Annotated in this window: 12 protein-coding genes; 7 read left to right on the top strand and 5 right to left on the bottom strand. The window is 67.3% G+C overall.

From position 1 onward, the window contains the following. Positions 1–120: 120 nt before the first annotated feature. Genes ACFQ9K_RS12940 through ACFQ9K_RS12925 form a run of 4 tightly spaced genes read left to right on the top strand, consistent with a single transcriptional unit; the run spans position 121 to position 4,951 of the window. Positions 121–1,998 carry an SCO2524 family protein gene (locus tag ACFQ9K_RS12940; protein ID WP_378714298.1) on the top strand — a complete coding sequence of 626 codons (1,878 nt, stop codon included), beginning with the start codon at positions 121–123 and terminating at the stop codon, positions 1,996–1,998. Further along, positions 1,991–2,929 carry an SCO2523 family variant P-loop protein gene (locus tag ACFQ9K_RS12935; RefSeq protein WP_378714297.1) on the top strand — a complete coding sequence of 313 codons (939 nt, stop codon included), beginning with the start codon at positions 1,991–1,993 and terminating at the stop codon, positions 2,927–2,929. Before ACFQ9K_RS12940 ends, ACFQ9K_RS12935 begins: the two co-directional genes overlap by 8 nt. Before the next feature lie 2 nt (positions 2,930–2,931). Then, complete coding sequence (locus ACFQ9K_RS12930; RefSeq protein ID WP_378714296.1) at positions 2,932–3,963, top strand: SCO2522 family protein; 1,032 nt, start codon at positions 2,932–2,934, stop codon at positions 3,961–3,963. 1 nt (position 3,964) lies between these two features. After that, entirely contained in the window at positions 3,965–4,951 is a 987-nt protein-coding gene (locus tag ACFQ9K_RS12925; protein WP_378714294.1) for an SCO2521 family protein, read from the top strand. Between the two features lie 4 nt (positions 4,952–4,955). Here the strand turns inward: ACFQ9K_RS12925 and ACFQ9K_RS12920 are convergent, their stop codons facing one another. Further along, positions 4,956–5,804, bottom strand: coding sequence for a hypothetical protein (locus tag ACFQ9K_RS12920; RefSeq protein ID WP_378714291.1), 849 nt, complete (start codon positions 5,802–5,804; stop codon positions 4,956–4,958). A 181-nt stretch (positions 5,805–5,985) separates the two neighbouring features. Between ACFQ9K_RS12920 and ACFQ9K_RS12915 the strand changes: the two genes are divergently transcribed. Both ACFQ9K_RS12915 and eccCb read left to right on the top strand, forming a co-directional pair. After that, on the top strand, positions 5,986–6,354 hold the full coding sequence (locus ACFQ9K_RS12915) for a hypothetical protein (protein WP_378714289.1): 369 nt from the start codon (positions 5,986–5,988) through the stop codon (positions 6,352–6,354). Beyond that, complete coding sequence (gene eccCb / locus ACFQ9K_RS12910) at positions 6,347–10,702, top strand: type VII secretion protein EccCb (protein ID WP_378714287.1); 4,356 nt, start codon at positions 6,347–6,349, stop codon at positions 10,700–10,702. Before ACFQ9K_RS12915 ends, eccCb begins: the two co-directional genes overlap by 8 nt. A 50-nt stretch (positions 10,703–10,752) precedes the next feature. On the opposite strand, the gene ACFQ9K_RS12905 is transcribed toward eccCb, so the two are convergent. From ACFQ9K_RS12905 to ACFQ9K_RS12895, 3 genes are all read right to left on the bottom strand, one after another. Beyond that, positions 10,753–11,931, bottom strand: coding sequence for an NAD(P)/FAD-dependent oxidoreductase (locus tag ACFQ9K_RS12905; protein WP_378714285.1), 1,179 nt, complete (start codon positions 11,929–11,931; stop codon positions 10,753–10,755). Positions 11,932–12,011: 80 nt separating this feature from the next. Further along, a complete protein-coding gene (gene sigJ / locus ACFQ9K_RS12900; protein ID WP_378714283.1) occupies positions 12,012–12,956 on the bottom strand; it encodes an RNA polymerase sigma factor SigJ in 945 nt (314 codons plus the stop codon). 56 nt (positions 12,957–13,012) lie between these two features. Continuing rightward, positions 13,013–14,362 carry a family 1 glycosylhydrolase gene (locus tag ACFQ9K_RS12895; RefSeq protein WP_378714281.1) on the bottom strand — a complete coding sequence of 450 codons (1,350 nt, stop codon included), beginning with the start codon at positions 14,360–14,362 and terminating at the stop codon, positions 13,013–13,015. Between the two features lie 222 nt (positions 14,363–14,584). On the opposite strand from ACFQ9K_RS12895, the gene ACFQ9K_RS12890 reads away from it, so the two are divergent. Next, complete coding sequence (locus ACFQ9K_RS12890) at positions 14,585–15,760, top strand: hypothetical protein (protein ID WP_378714280.1); 1,176 nt, start codon at positions 14,585–14,587, stop codon at positions 15,758–15,760. Positions 15,761–15,854: 94 nt separating this feature from the next. Here the strand turns inward: ACFQ9K_RS12890 and ACFQ9K_RS12885 are convergent, their stop codons facing one another. Beyond that, complete coding sequence (locus ACFQ9K_RS12885; RefSeq protein WP_378714278.1) at positions 15,855–16,385, bottom strand: hypothetical protein; 531 nt, start codon at positions 16,383–16,385, stop codon at positions 15,855–15,857. Positions 16,386–16,585: the final 200 nt, after the last annotated feature.

Below are 16,585 nucleotides of genomic sequence, written 5' to 3'. Positions count from 1 at the left end.
CGCGAACGATGTTGTCCGCGTACAGGCTAACCAGATAAGCGAACTGGGCGGTCGGCTTTATTGCCGGGCGCTCTGTTCTCATGCGAGTTATCGCCATCGACGACAGAAAGGCTGCGATCGATGAGAATCCAGCCACGGCGCCAGATTTTGAATGTCTGGAGTTCATTGCTGGCGGCCTGCTATCAAGACGACACCTGGAACTGGGGTGGGCGGGACGGGTCGAACTCCATCAGCGACGCCGAACAACTGTTGTGCCTGCTCTACCCGGCCACCCAGATCGGCAGCTTCGCGCTGCACAACCCGGACCGGATCGCCGACGACGTCCGGACCACACTGAAACCGCTTGGCCGCGAACGCCGCATCGGCCTGAAGATCGTCGAGGTGATGGACGAGTACCTGCGGCGCTACGAACGCGACGATCAACCGGTCTTCTCCGGCGGCAGCTACCTGCGAGCCACCGAGGGCGCCGAGGCGACCGAGCGGCAGCGCGCGGTCGATGTGGTGGATTCGTACTCGATGTCGCTGACGGTCTGCCTGGCTGGGCTGCAATACCTTCGCGCACTCCAGGATTCGACCGGCGCCGGCGACCAGCAACGGCTGGAACGGTTGATCAAACCGGTGGAGTTGCGGCTCAACCGGCGGCTCACCGCGGCCATGGTCGGACTGGTGCGCAGCTTCGTCGTGCAGTCGGTGGATCCCGAAACCGACACGGGCTTGCACATGCTCAGCATGTTCAATCAGACCGGAGCGGAAAACGAGGCGATCGTCGGCGGCGTGGCCAAGCGGCTCGAACGCGTCCGCAGCCGGCTGCTCCGAGACGTCACGCTGAACAAGACGCCGCAGGCCGACCTCGCGAGCCCGGCGCTGATGTTCGAATGTGGCTGGAGCTGGGGCGTGGTCGAGGGGGCCGAGGTCATCGACTTCCTCGATGTGCCGATCGCCAAGTCGGAGGGTTTCGCGGCCGGCCGGCCGTACCTGTACTTCACCATCACCGCGCTCGACGGCATCAACGACCTGACCCAGCCCCGCACCCGCGAGCTCGACCTGCTCGACGCGGACCAGCGCAGGCTGGCCGACGCGCTGCAGCTGCGCTGGGATCTGGCCCAACGCTATTGGTCGGCGATGGCCCGTTTCGGTGAGGGCGATTGGCCGCTGGAGGACATCCCCTGGCGCACCTCCGACGGCGAGGAATCCGACTACTTCAGCCTCTGCGTGTCCGGCCTGCTGATCCAGGACCTGATCGCCAGGGAAGCCGATGACGACGACCTCACCAGGGCCACCCGCATTTTCGACGAGCTGGCCCGCCGGGGCCGGATCACCCGCAGGCTGACCGAGCACGATCCCGCACGCGCGCTGCACATTCCGGGCGTGCTGCTGCGGTTGAACGGGACCGAGGGCATCGACGGCGGCCCCCTGTTGTACTGGGCGGTGTCGGACTACGCGCCGATGCTGCTGAAGCGGATACTGCAGGCGGCGCAGTTGTCGCGCACGCTGTCCACCCGCAGGCAGCTGCTGGAACTGGCGCAGGCGACCATGGATCATCTGGAACAGCGCGCCTTCCAGCACGCACCGGCCAGGGGCCTGTGGGACGACGCGGCACGGGTTTTCGTGGAGCCGTCCGTGACCGCCCGGCCGGAGCCGGAGCCGACGGACGAACCGCAGGAACCCTCCTGGTATTTCACCGAGCGCATCATCGAATGTCTGGTCGTCGCGGAATCGAGCTACCAGAATCCACCGTTCCGGTCGCCGACGTCGCTGACCCGCGCGCTGGAACTGCTGGACGAGGCGGACCACCTGCTCAATCAGAAATTCCTGGAACTCAGCGAGCGGGACAACACGCCGAATCGCCGGGCGCTGGAGAACATTGAAAAGAATCTCGTGCGCGCCACCAAATTGATCGATGAGCGCCCGGGCACGGCATTCAGTCTCTGCGTCGACGCGCTGCGCGAATTGGACGGGCTCGAAGTCGCCGGCCTCGACGCTATGAGAGGTGAGTAGGTTGACCGAGCGGATACTGGTTTTCTCCACCTCGGACAAGGGTGGCACCGGGCGTTCGGTGACCAGTTGCAATATCGCCTACCGGCTGAGCGTGGACGGCAAGAGCGTCGCCTATCTCGATTTCGATTTCGGTTCGCCGACCTCCGGCGCGTTGTTCGAGATCGAGAAGATGGATCGCGGTGTCTCCGGCAAGCAGGGGCTGCACGAATACCTGAACAACCGGATCACCATTCCGGCCAGGTGTGACATCCGGTCGGAGACCAATCGCAAAGACCTGCACGCGCTCCGGCATCCCTATCAGCTCACGCTTTTCCCCGGGGATCGCGGCGGCGGGGAGTTCCCGGCGACCGCGCAGGTGGTGAAGCAGTGTGTCGAGCTGCTGATGATCTGCCAGCAGGAATTCGATGTCACGTTCGTCGATCTCAGCGCGGGCCGCTCGGCGGCGCTGGAGATAGTGCTGCGCGCCACCGCCGCCGAATCATTGCGCGAGGTGCCGGCCAGATGGCTGGTTTTCCATCGGTGGACCCGCCAGCATATTCTCGCGGCGAACGGCCTGGTGCACGGTCCGAACGGTCTGCTGGAGGCCGGGCAGAAATGCGGCCACGACGTCGGCGATCTGCTCGAGTCGGTGCGCTACATTCGCACCGCGGTGCCGTCGACGAACGAGGGATCCGGCGACAAAGACCGTGGGCCGCAATGGGCTTGGCTGCGCAAACAGAACGAGGCACTGGAACAGCTCGCCCTGGCCAATCAATTGGGTTCCAGTGTCAAGCTCGGTACGACGCCGATGGAGCCGGTGCTCCAGTGGCGCGAACAGTTGATCCTCGACGCCGACGTCGACGCGAAGATCGCCAACGAGGAGACGGTCACCGCCTTCAAGGAGTTGGCAGTTGAACTCATGGACGACGCGACGTGGGAGAGGCTCTTCTGACGATGAACGGTGCCACTGTGTACAGCGAGGCGGCCGAGCAGGTCCAGGTCGCCGGGGTGAGTTTCGCGCACCTGTCCATCGAGACCGGGCACTTCTACATGAAGAGCCTGCTCGACGGGGAGGACAAGATCCGCGCGCATTTCGAGCGGGTGGCCAGGCTGGTCGACCTGCACACCGCGGAGGCCAAGGCCGAGTACGGTTCCTCCGCCCGGGTGAGTACCTGCTTCCTGATCGATGACTACTTCGGGTCGGACACCAACCCCACCGAGGTGCTGGACAAGGTGCTCGGCATCGCGGACCGATGCGGGCTGCGCATCGACTATCTCGCGCGGGAGGCCGGCTGCTGGGAGACGCCGCTGTACGTCGACGGCCGCCTGACCGGGCAGCAGATCCCGCTGGCCGAAATGGTCGCGTCCTGGGTCGTGGCCGAGCCGTTGAAGCAGACCACCGGGCGGCGTCCGCCCGATGTCGAGTCCGGCTGGCTGTGCAACGGGCGGCGCTCGTCCGAACATGACTCGGAGCAGGCGATGCAGGTGCCGGAGGCCTATCGCCGGCCAGAGGAGTTCGCGCGCAGGGAACACACGATCTTCCTCGACATCGAGCTGTGGAACACGCTGGTCAACAAGGACGGCGAGGAGCACACCCGTTGGTCCTGCCCGTTCCTGGCGTCGATCTGGCAGCTGCTGCGGCTGGGCATGGTGCGTTACGAGGGCAGGGCGGTGGTCGAGCCGCAGCCTCCCGGCGAGCGCTGGCCGGCCAGCTGGTGGGAGATGCCGTCGGTGATCAAGTTGAACCCGCAGGCCGCGCCGTTCGAGGCGTATCGCGCGCTGTCCATTCTGCCGCGCGAATACCTGAAGATCGAGCACGCGGTGCAGACCATCCTCGACCACATCGTGATCGATCAGGAAGTCCTGGCGAAGGCGATCACACGTGCCGAGGGCGAGGGCATTTCGATTCCGCGCGAGGTCACCGGCCGGCTGTCGCACATGTTCGTGGACGAGGTCGTCAAGCGTCCGCGCGCCGAGCGGGCATGACATGGCCGACACCGCTGCGAATTCGGATGACCCGCCGCTGGTCGTGCTCGGCGAGATACACACCTGTCTGCTGCCGTCGCAGCACGTGCTCGACACCGCGGCGAGTATCGAGCTGCTGAGCGCGGTGCAGCGCGGCCTCACGGTGACCTCCCGCGAGCGGCCGATGCCGCTGGTGATTTCGCCGAACCGGTACGAGGGCGTCGACTGTGACCTTATCCCGTTGTCGGGCAAGCACATTCACGTGATCGGCACCGTCGCGTCGCGCACCGTGGTGATCGGCGGCCGGGTGTTGCAGGGATCGTCGCAGACCAGGGTGCTGCCTTCGCCGGAACGGCAGGCCTGGTCGTACTACCTGAGCAGGCCGGGCACCGTGGACGCGGTGAGCAGGCTCGGCAACGAGCCGGCCGGGCGGCTGGTGGACGGGCATCTGCGCGCACACGGCGACGACAAGCTCGACCTGACCTCGATCAGCCAGCGGATGTCGACGTTCGCCAGGGTGGATCCCCGGCTGGATCAGAAAATGCCGTTCCGCGCGGGCACCACCCGGCTGCGCTGGGCGGTCGAGGTCGGTGCGGAGCCGACCCAGTTGCCCCGCTTCGCCTTTCATCTCGCCGGTAACACGCTGCGCACGGTGCGGCTCACCCTGGGAACCGAGGATGTCGCTGCGGCGCAACGGTTCTGCGAGGATCTCGCGATCCACGATTGGCTGCTCACCACCATCAGCCAGGTGGCCGAGCGGGCCGGGCGAAACGATCACGACACCGACACGCTGCTGGATCAGCTCGTGCCGCTGCTGGATCAGCTTGTGCCGCTGTGGATGCCGGGTGCGCACACCGCGCCGGAGTTGCGCAGGCTGTGGACGGATCTGGAATCGGACCCTGGCTTCACCCGGCAGTGGACCGCGCGGGTCGGGCAATTGCGCGACCGGATGACCACCGCGACGCTCAAGGCGTTGCGTCATTCGAAGATCATCAGCCACGACTGGTGACCGCTCAGAGCCGAAACCAGCGGCGTACCAGCAGTGCGAAGAACACCGACGTCGACAGCACCCCCGCGTACGCCTCCACCACGAACACCAGCTGATCGGTGCCCTCGAGCCCCGCGGTATCCGCCGGGCCGAGGGGGTTCAGGTAGTTCATGGCGCAGTCGTAGACGATCGACAGGGTCGACGCGGTGGACAGCGAACGCACCACCGCGATCGACAACGCGACCTGGAGAAAGATCCACAGCAGCATCCGATACGGCCGATATCCGTAGCCGCACACCAGATCCGAGAAATAGCCGACGCAGCGCCGCCAGCGGATCGGCTGCCCACAGCGCCGGGCCCGCGCCAGACTCAGGCCGCAGCGGTCCTCCGCATCGGTGTCCCCGTCCTGGCGGTACAGGCTCCACGCCCGCCGGAACGACAGCGCCGCGTGCCCGGGCAGCACCAGCGCCAGCCGCCCGCCGATCTGTTCGTACACCTCGGCCAGCCGCCGGCTCTGCGTGCGGCTCAACTTCAGCGGGCCACGGTATTCGACCTCGGCGGCGAACAACGCGACCAGGACTTCCGGTGCTACCTGCGCGTCCGCGTCGGACGCCTTGCCCAGATCCGCGTAGCCGCGGGCGAACAGCAGACTGTCGCTGCGTCGTCGAATGCCGGGCGGGTCATATCCGGCGATGACCGCCTCGACGTGCCGGTTGAACGAGTCCAGCAGATCCTGTTCCCCCTCGCGCCTGCGTTCGGCCCAGTTCTTCGCCAAGAAGGGAAACAGGTCCACGTCGGTATAGGCCTTGGCGTGGCGGTCAACCCGGGTGAACATGGAGCGGGCGAAATGCGAATCCTGTTGTTGCTCATCCACCGCAGCCCCACCATCGACGTCGTTTTCTCGGCGCACCGTCACGATAACGCGATACGACAATTGAGCCGACGTTCTTTTCGAGGTGCAAGACCGCACATCGTTTGCCGTGTTCAGCGATGGGCGCCTAGTTAGAATGTGGTTGTGCCGCATCATGCGGCGGGGTGCGACGGGGAGGCAAGCCATGGCCGACGTGTTGTTCATCGTCACGGCCGGTGCGCAGGACACACAGCGGCTCGATCGCCTGACCGAGGAACTGGCCGACGAGCTACGGGAAATCTCCGGGGTGACCGTCGGGGCGGCGACCACGGCAGCCACGCCGGGCACCAAATCCGGTACCGCGGTGGAGATCGGGCAGCTGCTGGTGTCCGGGGGTGCGCTCAGCACCGCGGCCTGGGCGATTCGCGATATCGTCCTCCGATTCCTGGCCCGCGGCCGGGCGGAATCCGTCACGGTGCGCCACGGCGATCGCGACATCACCATCGTCCGGCCGACCGATGGACAGGTCGACGGCGTCGTCGATCAGTTGCGGAGCCTATTCGCCGATGACTAGCCCCCGGGGACGCCGGATCGCGCTGTTCGTCGCCAATGACACCTTCTACTCGACGTCGATCTCGCAGCTCTACGCCCCGGTCTCGGATGCCAGAGAGCTGCGAAACCTGTTGCACGACCCCAGCATCGGTGCGTTCCAGCCCGCCGAGATACTGGTCAACGAGTCGAAGACCGAGATCGAGCGCAGCATCGAGCGGCTGTTCCGCAACGCGGGTCCGGAGGACCTGGTGCTGTTCTACTACTCCGGCCACGGATTCCGGACCAGCCGGAATCTGTATCTGGCCGCCTGCAATACCGATCCGAATCTGCCGAGCAGTTCCGCGGTGTCGTCCGCGTTCATCAAGGAACTGATCCGCGAGTCCAGTGCCGCGGCGAAGATCATTCTGCTCGATTGTTGTTACAGCGGAGCGTTTCTCGGCAACGACGTGATCAAGGCGGTCGGCGGCATCGATGACGGCGTCGGCGAGCATCTGGTCACCGGGGACGGGATCTGCGTGATGACGGCGTGCACCGGGGTGCAGATCGCCGAGGACGGGATTCGTTCCGCCGCGGACGACTCCGTGCCGCTGTCGATGTTCACCTCGGCGATCGTCAACGGCATCACCACCACCGGGCTGGCGGGCAACGGGACCGGGGAGATCAGCACCCACGATCTGTGGACGTATGTGAGCGACGAGGTACGGCGGCGCACCGACCGCCAAACACCCAGTCACTACGGCTTCTTGAACGACGAGGTGTTCATCGCGCGCACGCGGCGACGCCCCGCGGGCGCCAGTGACGGCGGGGATCGGGTGCTGCTCGGCAGCCTGCTCGGTCGTTTGGAGCAGGTGGAGGACGCCGGCCTGCGCGCGGAAAGCTGGTGCGGCACCGGCAGATTGGCCGTGCCGATCGGCAGGCAGCGGCGACCGGACGGCACCGTCGGCGATATCGTGCAGCTCGAGTTCGCCGGGCCGGACAACGGTCTGCTCGTCGTCGGGCGCGCCGGTTCCGGCAAGAGCACCCTGCTGCGCACGCTGGTGGCGGCACTGGCGCTGACCCATTCCGCGGATGAGGCGCGCGTGCACGTGCTGGAGTCCAGCAATCGCCTCGGCTCGATGCGCGAGCTGCCGCACGTCGGCGACGTGGTCTGCGACGACGAGCCCGAGCGGGTCGCCGCCCTGCTGCAGGGTCTGCTGGACGAGATCAGCAATCGAAAGCGGCTGTATCGCAAGCACAATATCGACTCACCGGCCAGTTTGCGCGCGGCTCGCGACGCGCTCCCCGAGCGGCCGGTGCCGGATCTGTTCCTGGTCCTGGACCGCTGGGACGATTTCGCCGACCTGCTGCCCAAGGTGGGCGATACGGTGCGCCGCATCGCCGATGCCGGGCCGGAGTACGCGGTGCACGTGGTGGCCACGGTGCGGGACTGGAACGACGTGCCGGACTGGATGAGCAGGCTGTTGGCCGTCCAGATCGAGCTGCGCATGCATCAGCCGCGCGATTCGCGCATCGATCCGGAGCTCGCGATACGTCTCCCGGAGGGGCCGGGGTGGGGGCTGCATCAGCTGCAGCCGTTCCGGATCGCCGTGCCCGACATTCGGGAGCCACCCGCGGATCCCGCGATGATGGACGATATGACCGACGGCGCAGCGGATCTGGTCGCTCGGATGCGTGCGCGGCACGCGGCGGCCGGGACCGGTGCCGGATCGGCGGGGCCCGATGTCGAGGCCGACTTCGCCGCGCTGCACGGCCTCGACGATGTCTCGGAGTTCGATATCGAGCACTGGTGGCGGGAGCGGCCCGTGCGGGAACTGCTGCGCATCCCGATCGGCGCGACGCGTCCCGGCGATCCGGTGCTGCTCGACCTCAAGCAGGGTGCCGAGGGTGGCATGGGTCCGCACGGCCTGGTGGTCGGTGCGATCGGTGCCGGAAAGTCGGAGCTGCTGCGGACCATCGTGCTCGGGCTGGCCCTGCATCACGGCCCGGACCAGGTGAACTTCCTGCTCGTCGACTTCAAGAACGGCGCGACGTTCCAGCCGCTGACCAGCCTGCGGCACCTGGCCGGTCACGTCCGCGACGTGGAACAGGATCTCTACCTGCGCGAACGGCTGCAAGAGGTGCTCGACGGCGAGATCGACCGGCGGCGCAGGCTGCTCGAGGAGAGCGGGCCGTACACCACCATCGGGGAATACGAGCAGGCCCGCGCGGCCGGGGCGGTGCTGCCGCCGCTGCCCGCGCTGGTGATCGTGATCGAGGAATTCGTGGAATTGCTCTCCGGCACTTCGACATTCGTCGATGTGCTGGTCCGGATCGGGCGGCTCGGTCGTTCGCTCGGCATGCATCTGCTACTCGGTACGCAGCGGCCGGACGAATGGCGGTTGCGCGCGTTGGACAGCTACCTCTCGTATCGCATTGCGCTGCGGACGTTTTCGGCGGCCGAGTCGCGGCTGGTGCTGGGCACGACCGATGCCTATCATCTGCCGCGCATACCCGGTTATGGGTATCTGCGGATCGGTACCGGTACCGCGACGCGCTTCCGGGCGGCGTACGCGTCGGGTCCGGGGCCGTCCGTCCCCGGCGGCGGCGGTGCCGGGCCCGTCGATCGTCCGGTGTCGGAGTCGCTGGCCGTCGCCCTCGGGAGACACGGGTCCGCCGCGCATCAGGTGTGGACCGAGCCCCTGCGCACCTCGCCGACGGTGGGAATGCTGCTGCGGCAGTGGAATTCCTCACCCTCGGCAGAGGGGCCCGGACTGCTGCGGCTGCCGATCGGTGTCGTCGATGTGCCGCGGAAGCATTACCGCGAGGTGCTGTGCGCCGATCTGTCGGACAGTTCCGGGCATATGGCGATCGTCGGCGGCCCGCGGTCGGGGAAGTCGACGGCGCTGCGCACGTTGATCGTGTCCGCCGCGGCCACGCACACACCCGAACAGGTGCAGTTCTACTGCCTGGATCTCGGTGGCGCGCTGGCCGGCCTGGCCGAGTTCCCGCATGTGGGATCGGTTGCCGGGCGGCGCGATTCGGATCGGGTGCGGCGCACCGTCGCCGAGCTGGCGACCCTGGTCGGCCGCAGGGAACAGCGGTTTCGCGAACTCGGCCTGGCCTCGATGCACGAATTCCGTTCCCGCAAAGCGCGGGTGGATCGGCTGTCGACGGAAAAGCAAGCGGCCGATCCGATCTCGGCGGATCGCTACGGCGACGTCTTCCTGATCGTCGACGGGCTCGATGTGGTGCAGCAGGACTACCCGGCGCTGGAAGCGACGATCCTCACCGTCGCGACGCAGGGACCTCGGTACGGGATCCACGTCGTGGTCACGCTGCCGCCGTGGACCAGGACTCGGCTCGCGTCGCCCGACATGATCGGCACCCTCATCGAGCTGCGCCTCGGCGACCCCGCGGACTCCCAGCTCGACCGCGCGGCGGCCGGGACCGTGCCGCCCGATCGTCCCGGCCGCGGTCTGTCCCCCGACAAACTCCACCTGCTCATCGCACTACCGCGGTTGGACTCCGACACCGATCCGAAGCAGTTGCCGAGCGGTATGGCGGCGGCCGCCAAGCAGTTGCGCACGATCTACGGCTCCCGGCAGGCGCCCGAGATTCGCCTGCTGCCCACCGAGATTCCGCGCGCGCACGTCCTGCGCGCGGCCCTGCACGCGGGCCTCACCCAGGATGCGACGCACCTGGCCGTCGGCCTCGGCGAGAACGAATTGTCGCCACTGATACTGGATTTCGACGCCCAGCCGCATCTGATGGCCTTCGCCGATCAGGGGTGCGGCAAAACCACACTGCTGCACAACATCCTGCTCGGCATCACCGAGAACGCCACTCCCGACCAGGCCGCGATCCTGCTCGTCGACTACCGCCGCACCCTGCGGCACGCCGTCGACCCGGCCTACCTGACCGCCTACTGCGCGGCCGCGGCATCCGTGCCCGACGCCGTCGAGCACCTGTGCCGCACCCTCGCCACCCGCATCCCGGGCCCTGACATCGGCCCGGCCCAACTGCGCGAGCGCACCTGGTGGACCGGCCCCGAACTCTACGTCGTGGTAGACGATCACGATCTCATCGTCACCGACGGCGACGACCCCCTCGAACCCCTCCTCGAATTCCTCCCCACCGCCCACGACATCGGCCTGCACCTGGTCATCGCCCGCCGAGCCACCAACCTGGCCCGAGCCCTCACCGGCACCCTCCTCGGCCGCCTCCACGAAATCTCCGCCACCACCCTCCTCATGAGCGCCCCCACCGAAGCCGGAAAACCCTTCACTCCCACCCTCCGCGCCACCCCCCTCCCCCCAGGCCGAGGCACCCTCCTGACCCGCACCCAGCCCCCCCAACTAATCCAAGTGGCCCACCTACCCCCACCCCACTAGAGCCGCACCCGATACCGGCCGAACGAGCCGGCCGGTTGTGCGCGGTGTGCTTACGTCATGGCTGGTGTCGGGGTGGTGGGGGTGAGGTGGCGGCGACGGCTGGGGATGAGCGTGGTGGGGTGGGTGACGCTCCAGGCGGCGGAGGCGCAGATGAAGTTCTTGACCAGGGCGGCGGTTCGGCCGGTGAGGACGGTGGGGGTGGGTTGGTCTGCGGGGGTGACCCTTTGGACGATGGCGTCGCGGCGGCCGAGGCTGATGCACTGGGTGGCGTAGCCGATCGGGGATTCGGGGACCTCGCGGCCGGTCAGGCGGGCGGCGAGCGCGTCGGCGCCGTGCCAGGCCATCGGAATCGCGGTCGCGCAACCCATTCGGAGTTCCTTACCGCCGATGCCCGCGGCGAACGCGGCGTCGCCGATGGCGTAGACGTCGGGATGCGAGACCGAGCGCAGGGTGCCGTCGACGACGATGCGGCCGGTGCCGGAGACCTCCAGGGTGCTGGCCGCTGCGATCGGGTCGACCATGAAACCCGCTGTCCAGACGGTCAGGTGGGCCGGGATATCGCCTGCCGGGGTGACCACGCCATGCGGTTCGACGCGAGTGATCTCGGCGCCTTCGTGAACCGTGATGCCGAGCCGGTCGAAGGCGGTGCGCAGATGGCGCTGGGCCTTCTCGTTGAGCCAGTCGCCGACGCCACCGCGGGCGGCGATCGTGACCGCCAGGTCCGGGCGGGCCTCGGCGATTTCGGCGGCCGCTTCGATACCGGTCAGGCCGCCACCGACGACCAGCACGGACGCTCCGGAGGCCAGCTCGTCCAACCGCGTTCGCAACCGCAGTGCGGCCTGTTTTCCTGCGACGTTATAGGCGTACTCGGCGACGCCGGGAACGCCGTAGTCGGCGACCGTGCTGCCCAGGGCGTACACCAGGGTGTCGTAGCCCAGGGTTTCGGCGTCGTGCTCACCGAGTAGATCGACGAGCTTGCGGTCGACGTCGACGGCGACGACCCTGGCCACCCGGACCTGGACGCCGTTGCCCGCGTAGACGTCGCGCAGCGCGCGCCGCGGCAGCTCCTGCCCGCTGGCGAGCTGGTGCATGCGGACCCGTTCGACGAACTCGGAATCGGTGTTGACCAGGGTGATCTCGACGTCGTCGCGGTGCAGCCGCTTGGCCAGGCGCCCGGCGGCGATACCGCCGGCATATCCTCCTCCGAGGACGACGATGCGATGTTTCATGGTGAGCTCCTATCTGCTTGCACTCACCTCCTGAACCGGGCAGCCGCCCGATCCCTGACACCGCGGCTAGGTGATGTGGGTCACCACGCCAGGTCGAGCGGGCGATGCGGACCGGCGGCCGTCCACTGACGCGTGATCCGTTCCAGCTTCTCCGGGTTGACCTGGATGTGAATCGTCGCGACGCCACCGGGGGCCGGATCGAGGGCGAAGATGGCGTAGACCCGCTCGCCGGCCACGACCAGCACGGCGGGCGCACCGTTGACGACGTCGGCGTAGAAGACCACGTCGTCCCCGACGAACGCGCGCCGGGCATCGGTCGGCCGGAACAGATTCCGCACGTACCGCGCGATATCGAACGCGCCGACGACCGGGATCTTGCGGGCCGGAATCCGCCCGCCGCCGTCGGCGACGCTGACCGCGCTGTCGGTGAGCAGCTGGATCAGCGGTTCGGTCTCCCCGCTGAGCGCCGCCGCGAGGAACCGCTCGACGATCTCGCGCGCGGTCGCCGCGTCGACCTCGGTGCGCGCCTCGCCGGTGCTGACGTGCTGCTTGGCCCGCCGGTAGATCTGCTGGCAGTTGGCCTCGGTGAGGTCGAGGATCTCCGCGATCTCGCGGTGCGCGTACCCGAACGCCTCGCGCAGCACATACACCGCGCGCTCGTTCGGCGACAATCGCTCCATCAGCGTGAGCATCGCGAAGGAGACCGATTCGCGCTGCTCGGCGGTGTCGGCCGGGCCGAGCATGGGGTCGCCGGCCAGCACCGGTTCCGGCAGCCACTGCCCGACATAGGTCTCCCGCCGGGCCCGGGCCGACGTGAGCTGATTGAGGCAGAGGTTGGTGAGCACCTTGGTCAGCCAGGCCACCGGCGTTTCGATCAGCGTCCGGTCCGCCGCGTGCCAGCGCAGGAACGTCTCCTGCACGGCGTCCTCGGCATCGCCCGCCGACCCGAGCAGCCGGTAGGCGATCGCCTCCAGGCGACCCCGATAGCTCTCGAATAGATCGGCTTCTTGCGTGCTGAGCGACATCACCCCATGTTGGACCATGTGCGCGTGGCGCATCCACCTGCCCCGGCCCGGCGCGCCTAGGGGACGCCGACCGGGTTCAGGCAGCTGGCGGGCGGGTCGACCAGGACGCAGAAGGAGGGGGCGCGGGTCGGCCGGTAGTCGTCCGGGACGCCGCCCGCGTTGACGATCTGGGTGTAGGTGGCGACCGCGTCGGTGGGACGGCGGGTGAGTCCGGGATCGGTGCGCACGTCGACCGTGTAGAGACCGAATCGTGGTGTGTAGCTTCCCCACTCGTAGTTATCGGTGAGGCTCCAGTAGTTGTAGCCGATGACGTTCATGCCGTCGGCCTTCGCCCGCTGGATCCAGTAGACGGTGTCGCGCAGGTGATCACTGCGGGAGTACCCGTCCGCACGGGGACGGCCGTTGTCGGTGGGCATGCCGTTCTCCACGATGTAGAGCGGCTTGCCCGGCAGGCGACGCGAATAGAATTGCAGCGCATAGTAGATGCCCTCGGTGCGCAGGGGCAGATCCCAGATGTTCATGCCGGGCAGGTTCGGCACCGCGGAGCCGATGGCCCTGGTGACGGCGCTGAGCAGCGACTGGGCGGGGTCGTAGCCGAAGTAGTAGTCGATGCCGACGTAGTCGAGCCGGGCCGCGACCCGGTCGATGAATCCGCCGTTGACCTCGCCCTCGACGCCCGCGACGTAGCCGACATTGCCGGTAACCATGGCGCCGGGCTGGACCTGGTGAATGTAGTCGTGGATCTCGTTGTGCGCCTGCGCGACTCGATCCAGCATCTGGCCCGGGTCGGCGCCACCCCGGCCCACCTCCTGGGAGATATACGCGACCGGCTCGTTCACCGTGACCCACAGCGGATTACGGGACGCGTACCGATCCACCACCGCCCGCATGTTTGCCAGCCAGTCGCCGACCATCCCCGGATTGCGCCAGCCGCCGCGATCGACGGCCCATCCCGGGTACACCCAGTGGTCCAGGGTGATCATCGGCCGCATCCCGGCCCGCTCGATCTGCCCGATGACACTGTCGTAGAAACGGAACGCGCCCTCGTCCCACACGCCCGGCGCGGGTTGCAGCCGGGCCCATTCGATCCCGATCCGGAACACCCGCACGCCGAGCGAAGCGGCCAGATCGATGTCGGACGCGTAGCGGTTATAGAAGTCGACCGAATCCTGTAACCCGTCGTAGTCGGGCCGCGCGGCGATATATCTCGTCCAATTGCTGTCGGGCGCGTGCCCTTCGGACTGGAATCCGGAAGCCGCGACACCCCACAGGAATCCCGAATCCAGCGGCGCCGCGGCGGCGACCGGCCGGATCATCGGGGCCGCGGACGACTGCGTGCACAGCAGCATCGTCGACGCGGCGGCGGCGAGAACGGTCGAGGTATAACGACGAAACCGGAATCGCATCACCTCAGGGTAACTGGATGCGCGCGGCGGGTGGGCGGATCGTCGATAGCCGACCGCTCTACCGCGTGTCCCGCGCGTGGCGGCAAATCCGTCAGGGACGCAGCTGGTTTCGCGTCAACCCATCCTCGACCCCTGCGGTGCCGAATGACTGGCCGGAATCCTGGGACGAAGGGAGAGGCTCGAGATATGCGCAGGAGACACGCGAAAGGGGCAGGTCCGATCGTGGTCGGGCTCGCCGCGGTATGCATCGCGACCGGTTTCGGCACACCGCTCGCCGCCACCGCGCGCGGGGCAGCCCAAACCCCAGCCTGGGGCGAGCATTGCACCGGCAACCAGCTGCCCGACTCCGTCGGAAGAGCAGAACGAGATAGCGTTGTCCAGAGCTGCCAACGCACCTATAGTGCCGCCGCACGCAGCGCCGTCACCGGCAAGTACATCGTCGAATACCTGGACGGCGAAGTCTCCGCTGTGCCAAAGGACTTTGCCGCGTACTCCCTCGAGGTCGTGAATACCGGCAAGGCGGACAAGGCCGGCAACGCTTCGGAGGCCGCCGCAGCCGCCGAAGCGGCGGCCGCCGACGCCGCGAAGATGGCCGCCAAGGCACGCGACTTCGCGAACGATCCGGATAACGACAGCGCAAAAGTACGAAACGCCCGCAACGGTATCGAGACCGTCAGCGCAGCCGCGGAAGACGCCGCCGCCAAGGCTAAAGCCGCCGCCGAGGCGCCAACGGATCTCACCGCGTTGAACGCGGCAGCGGATGCGGAGAACGAGGCGGCCGACGCGGTCGTCACCGCGTTCAAGGGTCCGGAGCTGGACACCATCGCGCCTGTGCAGACGAAAACCAACGAGCCGAATCCCGAAGTGGAAGAGGCGAAGCACTCGCGGCAGGCGTTGCGTGTGTACTACATGGTGTGCTGGGAGCCGGATGGCGGGTTGGCACCGTTCAGCGACGACTGGTACTCCAAGTGGCGGACGATCGAAGAGCACACCATCTGGGATACCGAGAATTCCAAATACGCCGCCCAGGCCGCGCGGAAAGCGGTATTCGACGACGGTGCCTGGAATCCCGACACACGCCAGCGATACTGCGGAGAAACAAAGAAGTACGCCGACTGGCTCAAACTCCACGCCAACGAATTCAAAGGCACCCTGCTCGACGCCTACACGACCGAGAAGGGTTTGGGCTACTTCTTCGCGACGAAGCTGAACTGCCAAGAGGCCATAACGAAGCAGGAATACAAAGCGCAGCCGGATGGCGACCTGCTCCCGCAACTCGCGCAGTACCTCGTGCAGAAAGGGACTCTGCTGGAGGACGAGAAGGCCAGTTGGGCAGCAGAAGTCACCGTCCCCGCCGAGTGCAGTTCCACCCAGACCTGGCGGCCGCCGGGCGCTTGACCCGTCGCGGTGGCGCTGCGAGTAGACCGCATAAAGGCACTCTCAGCGTCACCGCCATCGGCGAAGAGTTGGTATCGACGCCGGGCCGGAGCGATCACCAGATATCGATCCAGACGGGCCGTTCGGGAATGTCGAATAACGCCGAATTCTTGCGCACCACAATAGGAACCGAAGAGCCGGCACTCAGTCGCTCGGCCAACGCCCGCGCCTTCCCCGCGCGGTACTTCGGGTAGAGGAACTGTTTCCGCACACGAGTTTCCGTGCCGGAATCCGGATGCGGGAATCGTGCTTCGACCCGCACTCGCCACAGGTCGAAGCTGAGCGTGCCCGACCGATGCTTGATCCCCAGATCCGACTCGACCACCACCGCGTCCATGGCAATCCCCCTGCGCCGCAGATAATTCCGACGCACCCGCCACGCCGCGGCAAGCACCAGCATCCACCCACCCATGCCCGCCAGCAGCCCTATCGGCAGAAACAGCGCCATGGCGACCTGCGACCCACTCCACCGCGCCAGCACCATAACCAGGTTCAGCACACCCCCCATGAACACCACCGCCGCCACCGCGACCCCCACCGCCCACACCAGCGACATCGGCCCGATCAACTCCCGAGACCGCCCCATACCCACCCCTCCAGCAAACCGACTCCGGGCTATGACTCTAACGGCACCTCGGCAAGCAATTCTCGACGCGCGATCCAGGGAGTGCCGCCGACCAGGGAAGTCGAAGTTGACCCGAAGGGCGTCGATTGTGCGACGCGCCGTGCCGAGTGCAGCGAGAAGTGGGGGCTGTAGGGATCGGGTGGGCGTCGGTACCGTGGTCC

The organism is Nocardia sp. NPDC056564, assembly GCF_042793755.1.
GTDB lineage: Bacteria > Actinomycetota > Actinomycetes > Mycobacteriales > Mycobacteriaceae > Nocardia.
Note: the sequence above shows the minus strand (reverse complement) of the source record. Positions and strands in the feature narration are given on the sequence as shown.